Below are 13,905 nucleotides of genomic sequence, written 5' to 3' on the forward strand. Positions count from 1 at the left end.
GCCACAATATTGTGGCTTTTTTATTTAAGACGGATTCAAATTAAGCTTGTTGAATACCAGCAACGACCCAGTCTTGCTGAGAACCAACTGGCTTAACAAAGTGCCAGATTTCAGTAAACGGTTGTGGCAAGCTGTTTAAATCTTCACTTACTGTACCAGTGAAGCGTACGCTTACTACGTATTGACCATTTTCAGTCGCACTGTCTACAACCATCGCATTCAAGTTACTAAATTCAGCAACGTCTTGATCTTGGTTTTCCATAATGTCGTTATACATAGAACTATAAAGTTCTGGTGTTAAGTAACGGCGAATTTCTTCAATGTTACTTGCAGTATTCATCGACTGGATGTGATTAAAACGTTGACGTGCAATACGCAAGAACGCAGCAGGCTCAGTACCATCTGGAAGTTGATTGCCATTGCTCGTTGTTGCACCACCAAAAGGCGCTTGGGTTGCTGCACCGCCACCCACAGATTGACCAAAGATATTTGTATTATCTCCAGCATTACGTGGAGCAGCTTGTGGTGCAGCAGAACGGCCAAATGGGTTTTGACCGTCATTATTTGGTGCGTAAGGGTTGTTACCCGCTAATTTTTTTTTTGATCCCAATTTACGGAATACAAAGAAAGCGAGAGCTGCGGCAAGTAAGACCCAAATCCAGCCAGGGATTCCACCTTTTTTCTCTTCTTGGGCTTGAGCAGCTTGTTCATTTCCAGGCTGTGTTGCTTGCTGTTCAGTTGATGTTGATTTGTCATCAGCTAAAGCATTTGCTGCAACAGCACCTACGGCAGCACCAGCCACACCAGCCGCAACCATTGAACCTACGCCTGGACCTGATCTTTGAGGTGCCGTAGCAGGTTGTTGAGCAGGAGTCACTTGACGAGGTTGTTGATAAGACTGGCTTGAAGTAGTAGAACGTGCCATACCGTGGCTTTTACCACCACCTGCACGTTTAGCTTCAGCAAGAGGAGAAATTGCTAAAGCAGCCATTAAAATACCGGTAATCAAGCCACGCTGGTGTACTTCCATAGGAAATTCCTGTTTAAAGTTAATTTGTAATAGTATTTATGCAGGTATTTACTCTAAATTTCAACCTTAAAAGTATGTTTTTTTATGTCAATTCATCACTGAGTTGCATCGCTTCGGTCAACGCTTCATGCAAGCGGGCAACGGCAATGACTTGAACGCCCGGAATTGCTTTTTGAGGGGCGTTTCCTCTTGGTAAAATGACATATTTAAAGCCATGTTTTGCAGCTTCTTTTAGACGTTCTTGTCCGTTAGGAACTGGGCGAATTTCACCAGAAAGACCAACTTCACCAAAAACTGCAAGCTGTTGAGGCAACGCTTTAGTGCGCAAACTTGAAGCACATGCGAGTAAGACAGCCAAGTCAGAACCTGTTTCGGTAATTTTTAAGCCACCTACAATGTTGACATAAACGTCTTGTCCCGTGGTTTGAACACCGCCATGACGATGCATTACAGCAAGCAGCATATTTAAACGGTTTTGCTCAAGACCCAAAGCAACACGTCGTGGTTGTCCTTGAGCATCATCAACTAACGCTTGTACTTCAACTAAAAGCGGGCGAGTTCCTTCACGGCTAATCATAACAATTGAACCGGGAATCGCTTCATCATATCGACTTAAGAAAATGGCAGAAGGGTTGGCAACTTCACGTAGGCCTTTATCAGTCATGCCAAATACGCCAAGTTCGTTCACTGCACCAAAACGGTTTTTAACTGCACGAATCATGCGATAACGAGAGTCTGATTGGCCTTCAAAGTAAAGTACGCAGTCCACCATATGTTCTAAAACACGCGGACCTGCTAGTGCACCTTCTTTAGTCACATGACCAACAATGAAGAGCGCCGTGCCACTATTTTTTGCATAGCGGGTTAATAAAGCGGCAGATTCACGAATTTGTGAAACACCACCCGGAGCAGATTGGAGGGTTTCTGTATAAAGTGTTTGAATCGAATCTAGAATAGCCACTACAGGTTTTTCTTGTTCTAAAACTTCGCAAATTCGTTCTACACAGGTTTCCGCCATGACTTTTAATTGGTCAGTAGGTAAGTCAAGGCGTTGAGCACGAAGCGCAACCTGAGACAAAGATTCTTCACCGGTAATATAAAGCGCAGAGCTTTTTGCGCTTGCCATATGAGTTGCGGTTTGTAAAAGAATGGTCGATTTACCAATACCAGGGTCACCACCAATCAGCACAACAGAACCTGTCACCAAACCGCCACCAAGTACACGGTCAAATTCGCTAATCCCTGTAGGTAAGCGGGTTTCATGCGAAACTGAAACTTTATTTAATGTTGTAATATTCGCGACTTGACCGGCATAGCCTCCAATTTTTGGACGTGCACGGTGAGCAGTGGTCGGCTCAAGTTTGACTTCAGTCAGAGAATTCCATTCACCACACTCTGAGCATTGACCAGCCCATTTAAGATGATCGGCCCCACATTGCTCGCAACGGTAAACAGTTTTGACTTTGCTCATATTTGATTCAGTTGAAAACTTCTTAATTAATAGTAGAAACGGAGTATAACAAAACCAAAATAGAGAATCAGTTTTGATGTGGAATACATTTTGCTTAATTTAAAACAACGTAAAAATCAGGTCTTTGTCATGTGTTAACTAATCTAAAAGATTAAGATCGAGCAGGGTATTTTTTAATAAACAGATGAAGGACTGAAATGAAATTGAAAATTAGAGAAACAATCAAATTGAGTTGTCTTTTTAATTTAAAAATCAGACCAGTTCAAGTCATGTTTTTAGACCGTAAAGTGCGTTGTATTGCTATGGGCTTGTGCGTATTATCAGATTTAATTGTATGTAGCTTGAAATCATCAGCAATACAGATAAAAATCGGTTAGCTGAAAAATTGTCAAAAAATATACATTTAAAAGATACCTGCAAATGGTGCGATATCGTCTTTTTGATTTTAGCTAACGGACTAAAAAAAATTACTGGAGTGTATTAATAAGATGTCGAATCAAAATCTGAGTGAGTCTCATGAACATGGTGAGCTCCATCGTAGCCTCTCAAATCGGCATTTACAGCTGATCGCGATTGGCGGTGCAATTGGTACAGGATTGTTTATGGGATCAGGCAAAACAATTAGTCTTGCTGGCCCATCGATCTTATTCATTTATCTAATTATTGGTGTGATGGTGTTTTTTGTCATGCGTGCGCTTGGCGAATTACTTCTTTCAAATCTTGAATATAAATCATTTATTGACTTCTCTACAGATTTAATTGGTCCATGGGCTGGTTACTTTGTGGGATGGACCTATTGGCTGTGTTGGATCACGATTGGTATTGCTGACCTCTCAGCAATTATCTATTACTTACAGTTCTTCAATAATGGTCTGCCTTTCACACCTGTTGAGGGGGCAATGATCAGTGTTGCTGCCATTGTATTTATTATGGGTTTAAACCTATTAACTGTACGCCTATTTGGTGAATTAGAGTTTTGGTTTGCGCTCATTAAGATTCTTGCGATTATTATTTTAATCGCTGTGGGTCTATGGATGATCTTTACAGGCTTTACTTCGACTACAGGTGAAGTTGCTTCATTTACTCATCTATGGGCAAATGGTGGTTTCTTCCCAACAGGCGTGCATGGCTTCTTGGCAGGCTTCCAAATCGCAATCTTTGCCTTCGTTGGTGTAGAACTTGTGGGAACAACAGCTGCCGAAACGAAAGATCCAGCACGTAACTTACCAAAAGCAATTAACTCAATTCCAATTCGTATCATTATTTTCTACGTATTGGCATTGTTGATTGTAATGTCAGTAACACCATGGAATAAAATTGATCCAGCAATCAGCCCATTTGTAAACTTGTTCAGTCAAGCAGGGGTGGCAGCAGCAGCAATTTTGATGAACTTGGTGGTGTTGTCATCAGTGATGTCATCAATGAACAGTGGCGTGTTTTCGACAAGCCGTATGTTATTTGGTTTATCTCGTGAAGATCAGGGACCAAAAGCTTTTGGTAAATTGAACAGACGTGCAGTACCTGCAAATGCATTGTATTTCTCTGCTGCGTGTTTATTGTTAGGTGCAGCATTACAGTATTTTGTACCAAATACTGTTGAAGCATTTACGCTCGCAACAACACTTTCAACGATTTTGTTCATTTGCGTGTGGTTACTCATTATCTGGAGTTATATCCGTTACTACACGACGCGTCCTGAGCTACATGCAAAATCAACATTTAAATTACCGGGTGGTCTATTTACATGTTGGATCACGATTATTTTCTTTATTGGCATGATTTACGTGTTGTCTTTAGAACCAGATACGTTCAAAGCACTTAAAGTCAGCCCAATTTGGTTTCTTATCTTGATCATTGGTTATTTCTTCTTCTATAAACCGCGTCATAAAAAGTAATTAAATTTATTTGGTTATGATCAAACGCTGGCTGAAAAGCTGGCGTTTTTTATGCATATTGTTTTTCTCTTTAAGTTTACTCTTTAGCCGCCTGCATGATCACGGTATACTGCATCGAATTGTTTAAATCAGGTGCTCAGATGCGTCGTGTCATTTGCCTCATCAGTTTATTGAGCAGCAGTATTTTGCTAAGCGCTTGTGGTCAGTCAGGAGCATTACAGCTACCTTCTGATCCGAATTATGACAAACGTGCGAAATACTTGCTCTATCGTAATAAAGAACAGAAACAAGTTGTGCAACAGGATGAACAAGCTGAACAGTCAGTTGAAGCATCAGCCCCAACCCAAACAACATCACCTTAAGCTTTGAAATAAGGACACATTCATGAGTTTCACTCGCATTAATGGAGTATTGCATGCAGAGCAATGTTCTATGGAGCAGCTTGCGCAGCAATTTGGCACACCTTTGTATGTTTATTCAAAAGCAGCTTTTGAAAAACATTACTTAGATATGGACCGTGCTTTTGATTTTATTGATCATCAAATCTGTTTTGCGGTGAAATCTAACTCAAATTTAGCTGTTTTGAATGTATTGGCAAAACTTGGTGCTGGCTTTGATATCGTATCGGGTGGGGAACTAGCACGTGTTCTAAAAGCGGGTGGAGATGCATCTAAAGTTGTTTTTTCTGGTTTAGGTAAAACCGAAGCCGATATCGAAACATCGTTAAATGTAGGTATTGCTTGCTTTAATGTAGAGTCTTATGCAGAGCTGGACCGTCTGCAAAAAGTCGCAGCTCGTCTAGGCAAAAAAGCGCCGATTTCTTTACGTGTAAATCCAGACGTAGATGCAAAAACTCATCCTTATATTTCAACAGGTTTAAAAGAAAATAAATTTGGTATTCCAAGTGATACCGTTTATGAAACCTATCAATATGCTGCATCTTTACCAAATCTTGAAATCATTGGTATTGACTGCCACATCGGTTCGCAATTGACCGAGACCAAACCATTCGTTGATGCTTTAGATCGTGTCATGGTAATGATCGAAGAATTGAAAAAGCTTGGTATCAATCTTAAACATATTGATATCGGTGGTGGTTTAGGTGTTTGTTATAAAGATGAAACACCACCAAGTGTCGAAGAATATGCCAACTCAATGAAACCTGCTTTAGAAAAGCTAGGTCTCAAGGTTTATATGGAACCGGGCCGTAGCATTAGTGCAAATGCAGGAGCACTTTTAACAAAAGTTGATTTGCTCAAGCCAACGAGCCACCGTAATTTTGCCATTATTGATGCAGCAATGAATGATTTAATTCGTCCTGCATTATATGAAGCTTGGATGGATATCCAACCTGTAGTGCCAAGTTCAGATGCTGAAGAAAAAACTTGGGATTTGGTGGGTGCAATCTGTGAGACAGGTGACTTCATTGGTAAAGATCGCTCATTGGCTTTAAAAGAAAATGACTTGTTAGCTGTTCTCGGTGCTGGCGCTTATGGTTTTGTCATGAGTTCAAATTACAACACACGTGGACGTGCTGCAGAAGTGATGGTGTCTGGCGACAAAGCTCATTTAATTCGTGAGCGTGAAACGGTTGAGTCGCTTTGGGAAAAAGAAAGATTGTTGCCTTAGGAGTAAATGAAATGTTGTTAGAATTTACTAAAATGCATGGGCTAGGCAATGACTTTATGGTGGTTGATCTGATCAGCCAACGTGCCTATTTGGACACAGAAACAATTCAACGCTTAGCTGACCGCCATTTTGGCATCGGTTTTGATCAGCTTTTAATTGTTGAACCACCAGATTTACCGGAAGCAGATTTTAAATATCGTATTTTTAATGCTGATGGCTCTGAAGTTGAACAATGTGGTAACGGTGTACGTTGTTTTGCTCGCTTTGTACATGAGCGCCATTTAACAACGAAAACAAGTATTACTGTTCAAACCAAAGCTGGGATTGTAAAACCTGAACTGGGGCAAAATGGTTGGGTTCGCGTAAATATGGGCTACCCAAAGTTTCTACCAAATGAAATTCCATTCATTGCTGAACAACCAGAAGCTTTATATACACTTGAGTTAGCCAACGACCAAAACATCAGTATTGATGTGGTCAATATGGGTAATCCTCATGCTGTCACTATTGTTCCAGATGTATTAACTGCAGATGTTGCTGGTATTGGTCCACAAGTTGAGTCACATAAACGGTTTCCTGAACGTGTGAATGCTGGTTTCATGCAAATTATTGATGAAAAACATGTGCGTTTACGTGTATTTGAACGTGGTGTAGGTGAAACACTTGCATGTGGTACAGGCGCTTGTGCTGCTGCGGTCAGTGGTATGCGCCGTGGTTTACTTGCTAACTCAGTTGAAGTTGAACTGGCTGGTGGTAAGTTACAAATTGAATGGCAAGAAGGTGATGTGGTCTGGATGACTGGTCCAACAACTCATGTTTACGATGGGCGTTTGGATTTACGTTATTTCCAAGGTTAATCGCATGACCTAAATAGAAGCCTCTTTTATCAGCTAAAGTGATAAAAAAGGCTTTCTTTTATATGTACAATAATTTTTTAATTTATCTTTTACTCAAAGCCAATTTCAACGCAAACAACACAAAAATACTGCCTGTAATTCGGTCCATATACTTCACAAACTTAGGTTGTTTTAGATAACGTGACAGTGGCTGCATAGCCAAAATTAATAAAATTGACCATACTATTCCAATCACCACATGAATCATTACCAGTCCCATCACCCAAGTCACAGCCGATGCTTGCGGCGGAATAAATTGTGGAAGAAATGAAATATAAAAAATCCCAACTTTCGGGTTAAGTAAGTTACCTAAAAAACCTTTAATGAACCAATTCTCTGAAGTAGAGCGATTTGAATGACTTTCTTGTGTGTCTGCAAGTTGGCTTCGGGGTTTTAAAATCATATTTAAACCCAGCCACGCGAGATATGCTGCTCCCATCCATTTTAGAATATTAAAAGCTAAATCAGATGCCATGAGTAAAGCACCTAAACCACAAGCAACCACAATTCCCCATGCAATACAACCAAGGTTAATACCTACTGCTGCTTGAAATGCTTTAGATTTACCTTCCAGTGTAGCGGTGCGAATAATTAAAGTCGTGTCCAGACCAGGAGTAAGCGTAAGTAATGTAATCGCAATTAAGTAAGGAATGAGTATGGTGGTCATGACAGCAGATTTCCGACAAATACTTGAGGTGAATTGTAATATATAAGGTTATTCATCGTTATGCTGTGCGTTATCAAATTTTCCTGATTCAATAGTTTTTGATACACTCAAAAAAATGAGTAAACAAATGGAGAGCAATTTGGATTTTGCATTACAACTGCTCTCGATGTGGTTAAAAGAAAGAAAAATTCAGAACCAGTCTGAGCATACAATTACGGCTTATGAAAGAGATGTGAAAAGCTTTCTTGAGTTCTGTGAACAAAAAAAACTAGATTTAAGAAATATTGAAGCTTCAGATTTAAGAGAATATTTGGCCCAACGCGTTGAGCAGGATCAGTTAAGTTCAAGCAGTATGCAACGTCATCTCACCTCAATTCGTCAGTTCATGAAATGGGCGGAACAAGGTAAATATTTAGAAGTTAATCCGACTGACGATTTTAAATTAAAACGTCAACCTAGACCTTTGCCGGGTATGATCGACATAGAAACAGTCAATCAAATTTTAGATCAACCTATGCCTGAAAAGCCTGTTGATCAGCAATTATGGTTAAGAGATAAAGCCATGCTCGAGTTACTTTACTCAAGTGGTTTACGTCTGGCTGAATTGCAGGGTTTAACAGTTAAAGATGTAGATTTTAATCGTCAACTGGTACGTATTACAGGTAAAGGAAATAAGACCCGTATTGTACCGTTTGGAAAAAAGGCAAAAGAAAGCCTATTGAATTGGTTGAAAGTTTACAAAATTTGGAAAGGGTATTTTGATCAAAACGATTCTGTCTTTATTTCTTTACGAGGCGGAGCGCTCACCCCAAGGCAAATCGAAAAAAGAGTAAAGCTTCAAGCTCAACGGGCTGGTGTAAATGTCGATTTACATCCGCATTTACTGAGACACTGTTTTGCTAGCCATATGCTATCAAGTAGCGGTGATTTGCGTTCGGTACAAGAAATGCTAGGTCATAGTAATTTATCTACGACACAAATTTACACCCATATTGATTTCGATCATTTGGCGCAAGTTTATGATCAAGCCCATCCAAGGGCACATAAAAACTAAAAGTTAAAAATAGACCGAATAAAAAGATAATTAAATTGGGAAGTTTTAGAGGAATGTAGAGATCATTTGTCTTTTTTTACAAATTTGTTTAATAGAAATAGCTAAAACAGCCTAATTGACCATTTTGATCTTTGCATATTTTGTCGACGACTGAGTCTAAAAAACCTTGAATTTAAGGTTTTTAAACGTAATCTTATGTTTCTGGCTAATATGCTAAATAAGATAAAAAGATAATAAAAATCAATGTATAAAATAGAGTTTAAAAAGAATAAAATAGCTTTTAATAGTAGTCTAAATTTTTTTTATGAACTGATGATTTCATTTTTTTTGTGCTGTTCCAGAAAATTGTGACTTGACCGAAATGCCAAACACATTGCAAGATAGGGTACCTAAAAAATTTTAATTGAAGAGTTAATATACTTTTCTCAACATTTACTTTTGCTAGAACAGCCGAGGATTACATGAAGGCTCTTGTTGCTGTAAAACGCGTGGTTGATGCCAACGTTAAAGTTCGTGTTAAGCCGGACAATAGTGGGGTTGACCTAACTAACGTTAAAATGTCAATTAACCCATTTTGTGAAATCGCAGTGGAAGAAGCGGTTCGCTTAAAAGAAAAAGGAACAGTATCAGAAATCGTTGTTGTTTCTGTAGGTCCTAAAGAAGCTCAAGAACAAATCCGTTCTGCAATGGCTCTAGGCGCAGATCGCGGTATTTTAGTTGAAACTACTGATGAAATTGGCGCTTTAGAAGTTGCTAAAATTTTAAAAGGTGTTGTTGACGCTGAAAAACCAGAACTTATCCTTCTTGGTAAACAAGCAATTGATGATGATTCTAACCAAGTAGGTCAAATGCTTGGTGCTTTACTAAGTGCTGGTCAAGGTACATTTGCTTCTGAAGTGAAAGTTGATGGCGGTAAAGTACAAGTAACTCGTGAAGTTGACGGTGGTTTACAAACTGTTGAACTTACACTTCCTGCAATCATCACGACTGACTTGCGTTTGAACGAGCCACGTTATGCAGCATTGCCTAACATCATGAAAGCTCGTAAGAAGCCACTTGATACTAAATCTCCTGCTGATTATGGCGTTACAGCTGGTACTAAGCTTAAAACTGTTAAAGTTGAAGCTCCGGCAGAACGTAAAGCTGGTGTACAAGTGAAATCTGTAGATGAGCTTGTTGAAAAATTGAAAAATGAAGCGAAAGTGATCTAATACGGAAGGATAAAATCATGAGTATTTTAGTTATCGCTGACCACAACAACCAAGTACTTAACGGTGCTACTTTAAACGTTGTTGCTGCAGCACAAAAAATCGGTGGTGATATTACTGTATTAGTTGCTGGTTCTGGTGCTCAAGCAGTTGCTGATGCTGCTGCTAAAGTTGCTGGTGTAAGCAAAGTTTTACTTGCTGACAACGCTGCTTATGCAAACCAATTAGCTGAAAACGTAGCTGGCTTAGTTGCTGACTTGGCTAAAGGTTACAAATACGTATTAGCTGCTTCTACAACAACTGGTAAGAACATTCTTCCACGTGTTGCTGCTCTTCTTGATGTGAGCATGATCACAGATATTATTTCTGTTGAATCTGCAAACACATTCAAGCGTCCTATCTACGCTGGTAACGCGATTGCAACTGTTCAATCTGACGAAGCAATCATTGTTGGTACTGTTCGTGGTACAGCATTTGATCCAGTTGCTGCGGAAGGTGGTTCAGCTGCGGTTGAAACAGTTGGCGAAGTAAAAGATGCAGGTATTTCTAACTTCGTATCTGAAGAAATCGTTAAACTTGACCGTCCAGAATTAACTGCAGCTCGCATCGTAGTTTCTGGTGGTCGTGGTGTAGGTTCTGGTGAGAACTACCATAAAGTACTTGATCCATTAGCTGACAAGCTTGGTGCAGCACAAGGTGCTTCACGTGCAGCAGTTGATGCGGGCTTTGTACCTAACGACTTCCAAGTGGGTCAAACTGGTAAAATCGTTGCGCCTGAGCTTTACGTTGCTGTAGGTATTTCTGGTGCGATCCAGCATTTAGCTGGTATGAAAGATTCTAAAGTTATTGTTGCAATCAACAAAGACGAAGAAGCGCCAATCAACAGTGTTGCTGACTACTGGTTAGTTGGTGATTTGAACACTGTAGTACCTGAATTGGTATCTAAACTTTAATCTTTATCGATTAAAGTTAAAAAACCCTTAGTTTTTACTAGGGGTTTTTTTATTGTGGGTAGTGTCCTGAAATGTATAAGTGAGACTTTTAGTTCATTTGAGGTTTGATTTTTATAGAATAAAAATCACATAGTTTTACGAAGACGAGAAGATGCTCGTTATATCGATATGATAAGAATAATATGCAATTAAATTATACAAATATCACTAGATTGGCGGTGTAGATTCCGCACATTACAAAGTGCTTTTATGCTATAGTATACAGCTATATTTTTTTCGATTTTAGTTCAGTTTCCGGAACTAAATTTTTTGCAAGATCAAGACATATAAGCAGATGGAAATTTCTATCTGTAAGAAGGAGTATGCATGAGCGTATCGGAAATCCGACCGATTGCCATTGAGGACGAACTCAAGCATTCATATTTAGATTACGCGATGAGTGTAATCGTATCTCGTGCATTGCCGGATGTGAGAGACGGTCTTAAACCTGTTCACCGTCGTGTGCTATATGCCATGCACGAATTGGGCAATGACTATAACAAAGCCTACAAGAAATCTGCACGTGTTGTTGGGGACGTAATCGGTAAATATCACCCTCATGGTGACTCAGCTGTTTATGAAACCATTGTACGTATGGCCCAGGACTTTAGCTTACGTTATTTATTGGTAGATGGTCAGGGTAACTTCGGTTCGATTGATGGTGATAGTGCAGCTGCGATGCGTTATACCGAAGTCCGTATGACTAAGCTTGCACACGAGCTTCTTGCAGATCTAGAAAAAGACACGGTTGATTGGGAAGATAACTACGACGGTTCTGAGCGTATTCCTCAGGTACTTCCGACACGTGTTCCTAACTTGTTAATTAATGGTGCTGCTGGTATTGCCGTTGGTATGGCAACTAACATGGCACCACACAACATGACAGAAGTTGTGAATGCATGTTTGGCCTATGCTGACAATCCGAATATCTCTATTGAAGGATTGATGGAATACATTACTGGTCCTGACTTCCCTACAGGCGGTATTATTTACGGTAAATCAGGCATTGTTGATGCCTACCGTACGGGTAAAGGTCGTTTACACATTCGTGGTAAGTACCATTTCGAAGAAGATGAAAAGACAGGTCGTACAACCATCGTCTTTACTGAAATTCCATATCAAGTAAACAAAGCAAGAGTTATTGAACGTATTGCCGAGTTAGTGAAAGAGAAAAAACTTGAAGGTATTTCAGAACTTCGTGATGAATCTGACAAAGAAGGTATGCGTATTGCAATTGACTTAAAGCGTGGCGAAAACGCTGAAGTGGTTGTAAATAACTTATTCCTAAATACCCAGCTTGAAAACTCATTCAGCATCAACATGGTTTGTCTAGACAATGGACAACCAAAACTGATGAATCTGAAAGATATTATTGCGGCATTTATCCGTCACCGCCAAGAAGTTGTGACACGCCGTACCATGTTCGAACTGCGTAAAGCACGTGAACGTGGCCATATCTTAGAAGGCTTAACAGTTGCTTTAGCCAATATCGATGAGATTATTGAAACCATCAAAACTTCTGCTAACCCTGCTGAAGCGCGTGAGCGTTTACTTGCGGGTGAGTGGGCAGGTGGTGGTGTCGTTTCATTACTTGAAAAAGCGGGTGCTATTTCTGTTCGTCCAGATGAAATCGAAGGTGAAAACCCAGATCGTCCATTTGGTTTAACTGAGTCGATTTACCGTTTATCGCCAACACAAGTAGGTGCAATTTTAGAATTACGCTTACATCGCTTAACTGGCCTTGAACAAGACAAATTACATGCAGAATATACTGAAATTTTAGGTCAAATTGCTGAACTTACGGCAATTTTGAATGATTTCAATTTATTGATGGCTGTAATTCGTGAAGAGTTAGCACTAGTACTACAACAGTATGGTGATGGACGTCGCACTGAAATTATTGAATCACGTATTGATTTTAGCCGTGAAGATTTAATTCCTGAAGAGCAAGTTGTATTAACGGTTTCACAAACAGGTTATGCAAAAACTCAACCACTTTCAGACTATCAGGCTCAGCGCCGTGGTGGACGTGGTAAGTCTGCAACCTCAATGAAAGATGATGACTTTATTCAACATCTCATTGTGGCTTCAAACCATGCGACTGTGCTTTGCTTTACCAATGTAGGTAAAGTATATCGTCTTCGCGTGTTTGAAGTGCCTCAAGCATCACGTGGTGCCAAAGGCCGTCCAATTGTGAACTTGTTACCTTTAGATGCGAATGAAACAGTAACAGCTATCTTGCCGTTAACTGAGTTCCCGGAAAACCATTACGTATTTATGGCGACAGCGTCAGGTACGGTTAAACGTGTTGATTTAGAGCAATTCGCTAATATCCGTTCAAATGGTTTACGCGCAATTGAACTCAATGAAGAAGATACCTTAATTGGTGTTGCGATTACTGATGGTAATCAGCAAATCATGTTGTTCTCGAACGAAGGTAAGGCAATTCGTTTTGCTGAGACTGATGTGCGTGCAATGGGTCGTACCGCGAAAGGTGTTCGTGGTATGCGTGTAAGCTTTGCAAGCAGTATCTTAAGCGAAGAAGATGCGGAAGTTGAAAATGATGATTCTGATGATAGTGAAGATTCAGCAGATCTAAATCTAGTAAGCCGTATCGTATCGCTTGTGGTTGTACCTGAGACAGGTGAAGTACTGTGTGCAAGTGCCAACGGTTATGGTAAGCGTACTCCTGTAAATGACTTCCCAACCAAGAAACGTGGTGGTAAGGGTGTCATTGCGATTAAGACAAGCGAACGTAACGGTGAGCTTGTTGGTGCAGTTTCTATTGATGAAACCAAAGAGTTGTTACTTATTTCTGACGGCGGTACATTAGTTCGTACTCGCGCAGCAGAAGTTGCAATGACTGGTCGTAATGCACAAGGTGTACGTCTGATTCGTTTAAGCGAAGAAGAAACTCTAGTGGGCGTTGTGTCTATTGAAGCTGTTGAAGATGAAGAAGAGTTTCTCGAAGGAGAAGTTGATACTTCAGATGTAGATGGTGAAGATGCAGTTTCTACGAATGACGATGTGTCAGAAGAGTAAGAAGAAATTAAATAAAAAAAG

Annotated in this window: 11 protein-coding genes; 8 read left to right on the plus strand and 3 right to left on the minus strand. The window is 39.9% G+C overall.

Going from position 1 to position 13,905, the window contains the following annotated elements:
- Positions 1 to 40: 40 nt before the first annotated feature.
- Both SOI81_RS04060 and radA read right to left on the minus strand, forming a co-directional pair.
- The gene (locus SOI81_RS04060; RefSeq protein WP_016140221.1) at positions 41 to 1,030 is read right to left on the minus strand and encodes a Tim44 domain-containing protein; all 990 of its coding nucleotides are present in this window, start codon (positions 1,028 to 1,030) and stop codon (positions 41 to 43) included.
- An 82-nt stretch (positions 1,031 to 1,112) separates the two neighbouring features.
- Complete coding sequence (gene radA / locus SOI81_RS04065) at positions 1,113 to 2,501, minus strand: DNA repair protein RadA (protein WP_005073053.1); 1,389 nt, start codon at positions 2,499 to 2,501, stop codon at positions 1,113 to 1,115.
- A gap of 488 nt (positions 2,502 to 2,989) precedes the next feature.
- On the opposite strand from radA, the gene SOI81_RS04070 reads away from it, so the two are divergent.
- The 4 genes from SOI81_RS04070 to dapF all read left to right on the plus strand — a co-directional run bounded on the left by SOI81_RS04070 (position 2,990) and on the right by dapF (position 6,882).
- Positions 2,990 to 4,396 (plus strand): amino acid permease, encoded by a 1,407-nt coding sequence (locus SOI81_RS04070; protein WP_016140223.1) that lies wholly within the window; start codon positions 2,990 to 2,992, stop codon positions 4,394 to 4,396.
- 140 nt (positions 4,397 to 4,536) lie between these two features.
- The gene (gene lptM / locus SOI81_RS04075) at positions 4,537 to 4,758 is read left to right on the plus strand and encodes an LPS translocon maturation chaperone LptM (RefSeq protein WP_016140224.1); all 222 of its coding nucleotides are present in this window, start codon (positions 4,537 to 4,539) and stop codon (positions 4,756 to 4,758) included.
- Between the two features lie 22 nt (positions 4,759 to 4,780).
- Positions 4,781 to 6,025, plus strand: coding sequence for a diaminopimelate decarboxylase (gene lysA / locus SOI81_RS04080; protein WP_320541268.1), 1,245 nt, complete (start codon positions 4,781 to 4,783; stop codon positions 6,023 to 6,025).
- An 11-nt stretch (positions 6,026 to 6,036) separates the two neighbouring features.
- A complete protein-coding gene (gene dapF, locus SOI81_RS04085) occupies positions 6,037 to 6,882 on the plus strand; it encodes a diaminopimelate epimerase (protein WP_016140226.1) in 846 nt (281 codons plus the stop codon).
- A gap of 82 nt (positions 6,883 to 6,964) precedes the next feature.
- On the opposite strand, the gene yrhP is transcribed toward dapF, so the two are convergent.
- Positions 6,965 to 7,588, minus strand: coding sequence for a LysE family translocator (gene yrhP, locus SOI81_RS04090; RefSeq protein ID WP_320541269.1), 624 nt, complete (start codon positions 7,586 to 7,588; stop codon positions 6,965 to 6,967).
- 166 nt (positions 7,589 to 7,754) lie between these two features.
- Here yrhP and xerA point away from each other — a divergent pair, with 166 nt between their 5' ends.
- The 4 genes from xerA to gyrA all read left to right on the plus strand — a co-directional run bounded on the left by xerA (position 7,755) and on the right by gyrA (position 13,884).
- Complete coding sequence (gene xerA, locus SOI81_RS04095) at positions 7,755 to 8,642, plus strand: site-specific tyrosine recombinase/integron integrase (protein ID WP_320541567.1); 888 nt, start codon at positions 7,755 to 7,757, stop codon at positions 8,640 to 8,642.
- 461 nt (positions 8,643 to 9,103) lie between these two features.
- On the plus strand, positions 9,104 to 9,853 hold the full coding sequence (gene etfB, locus SOI81_RS04100; protein WP_320541270.1) for an electron transfer flavoprotein subunit beta/FixA family protein: 750 nt from the start codon (positions 9,104 to 9,106) through the stop codon (positions 9,851 to 9,853).
- A 17-nt stretch (positions 9,854 to 9,870) separates the two neighbouring features.
- Positions 9,871 to 10,803 carry an electron transfer flavoprotein subunit alpha/FixB family protein gene (locus SOI81_RS04105; RefSeq protein WP_016140230.1) on the plus strand — a complete coding sequence of 311 codons (933 nt, stop codon included), beginning with the start codon at positions 9,871 to 9,873 and terminating at the stop codon, positions 10,801 to 10,803.
- Between the two features lie 366 nt (positions 10,804 to 11,169).
- Entirely contained in the window at positions 11,170 to 13,884 is a 2,715-nt protein-coding gene (gyrA, locus tag SOI81_RS04110; RefSeq protein ID WP_016140231.1) for a DNA gyrase subunit A, read from the plus strand.
- The last annotated feature ends 21 nt before the right edge of the window (positions 13,885 to 13,905 follow it).

This window comes from Acinetobacter pittii, from assembly GCF_034067285.1.
Taxonomy (GTDB): domain Bacteria; phylum Pseudomonadota; class Gammaproteobacteria; order Pseudomonadales; family Moraxellaceae; genus Acinetobacter; species Acinetobacter pittii_E.

Excerpts from the sequence above, each read along its gene's own strand:
- SOI81_RS04070 (WP_016140223.1), top strand. The coding sequence starts at position 2,990 with ATGTCGAATCAAAATCTGAGTGAGTCTCATGAACATGGTGAGCTCCAT.
- xerA (WP_320541567.1), top strand. The coding sequence starts at position 7,755 with ATGTGGTTAAAAGAAAGAAAAATTCAGAACCAGTCTGAGCATACAATT.
- etfB (WP_320541270.1), top strand. The coding sequence starts at position 9,104 with ATGAAGGCTCTTGTTGCTGTAAAACGCGTGGTTGATGCCAACGTTAAA.
- gyrA (WP_016140231.1), top strand. The coding sequence starts at position 11,170 with ATGAGCGTATCGGAAATCCGACCGATTGCCATTGAGGACGAACTCAAG.
- yrhP (WP_320541269.1), bottom strand. The coding sequence starts at position 7,588 with ATGACCACCATACTCATTCCTTACTTAATTGCGATTACATTACTTACG.
- SOI81_RS04060 (WP_016140221.1), bottom strand. The coding sequence starts at position 1,030 with ATGGAAGTACACCAGCGTGGCTTGATTACCGGTATTTTAATGGCTGCT.
- lysA (WP_320541268.1), top strand. The coding sequence starts at position 4,781 with ATGAGTTTCACTCGCATTAATGGAGTATTGCATGCAGAGCAATGTTCT.
- lptM (WP_016140224.1), top strand. The coding sequence starts at position 4,537 with ATGCGTCGTGTCATTTGCCTCATCAGTTTATTGAGCAGCAGTATTTTG.
- dapF (WP_016140226.1), top strand. The coding sequence starts at position 6,037 with ATGTTGTTAGAATTTACTAAAATGCATGGGCTAGGCAATGACTTTATG.
- SOI81_RS04105 (WP_016140230.1), top strand. The coding sequence starts at position 9,871 with ATGAGTATTTTAGTTATCGCTGACCACAACAACCAAGTACTTAACGGT.
- radA (WP_005073053.1), bottom strand. The coding sequence starts at position 2,501 with ATGAGCAAAGTCAAAACTGTTTACCGTTGCGAGCAATGTGGGGCCGAT.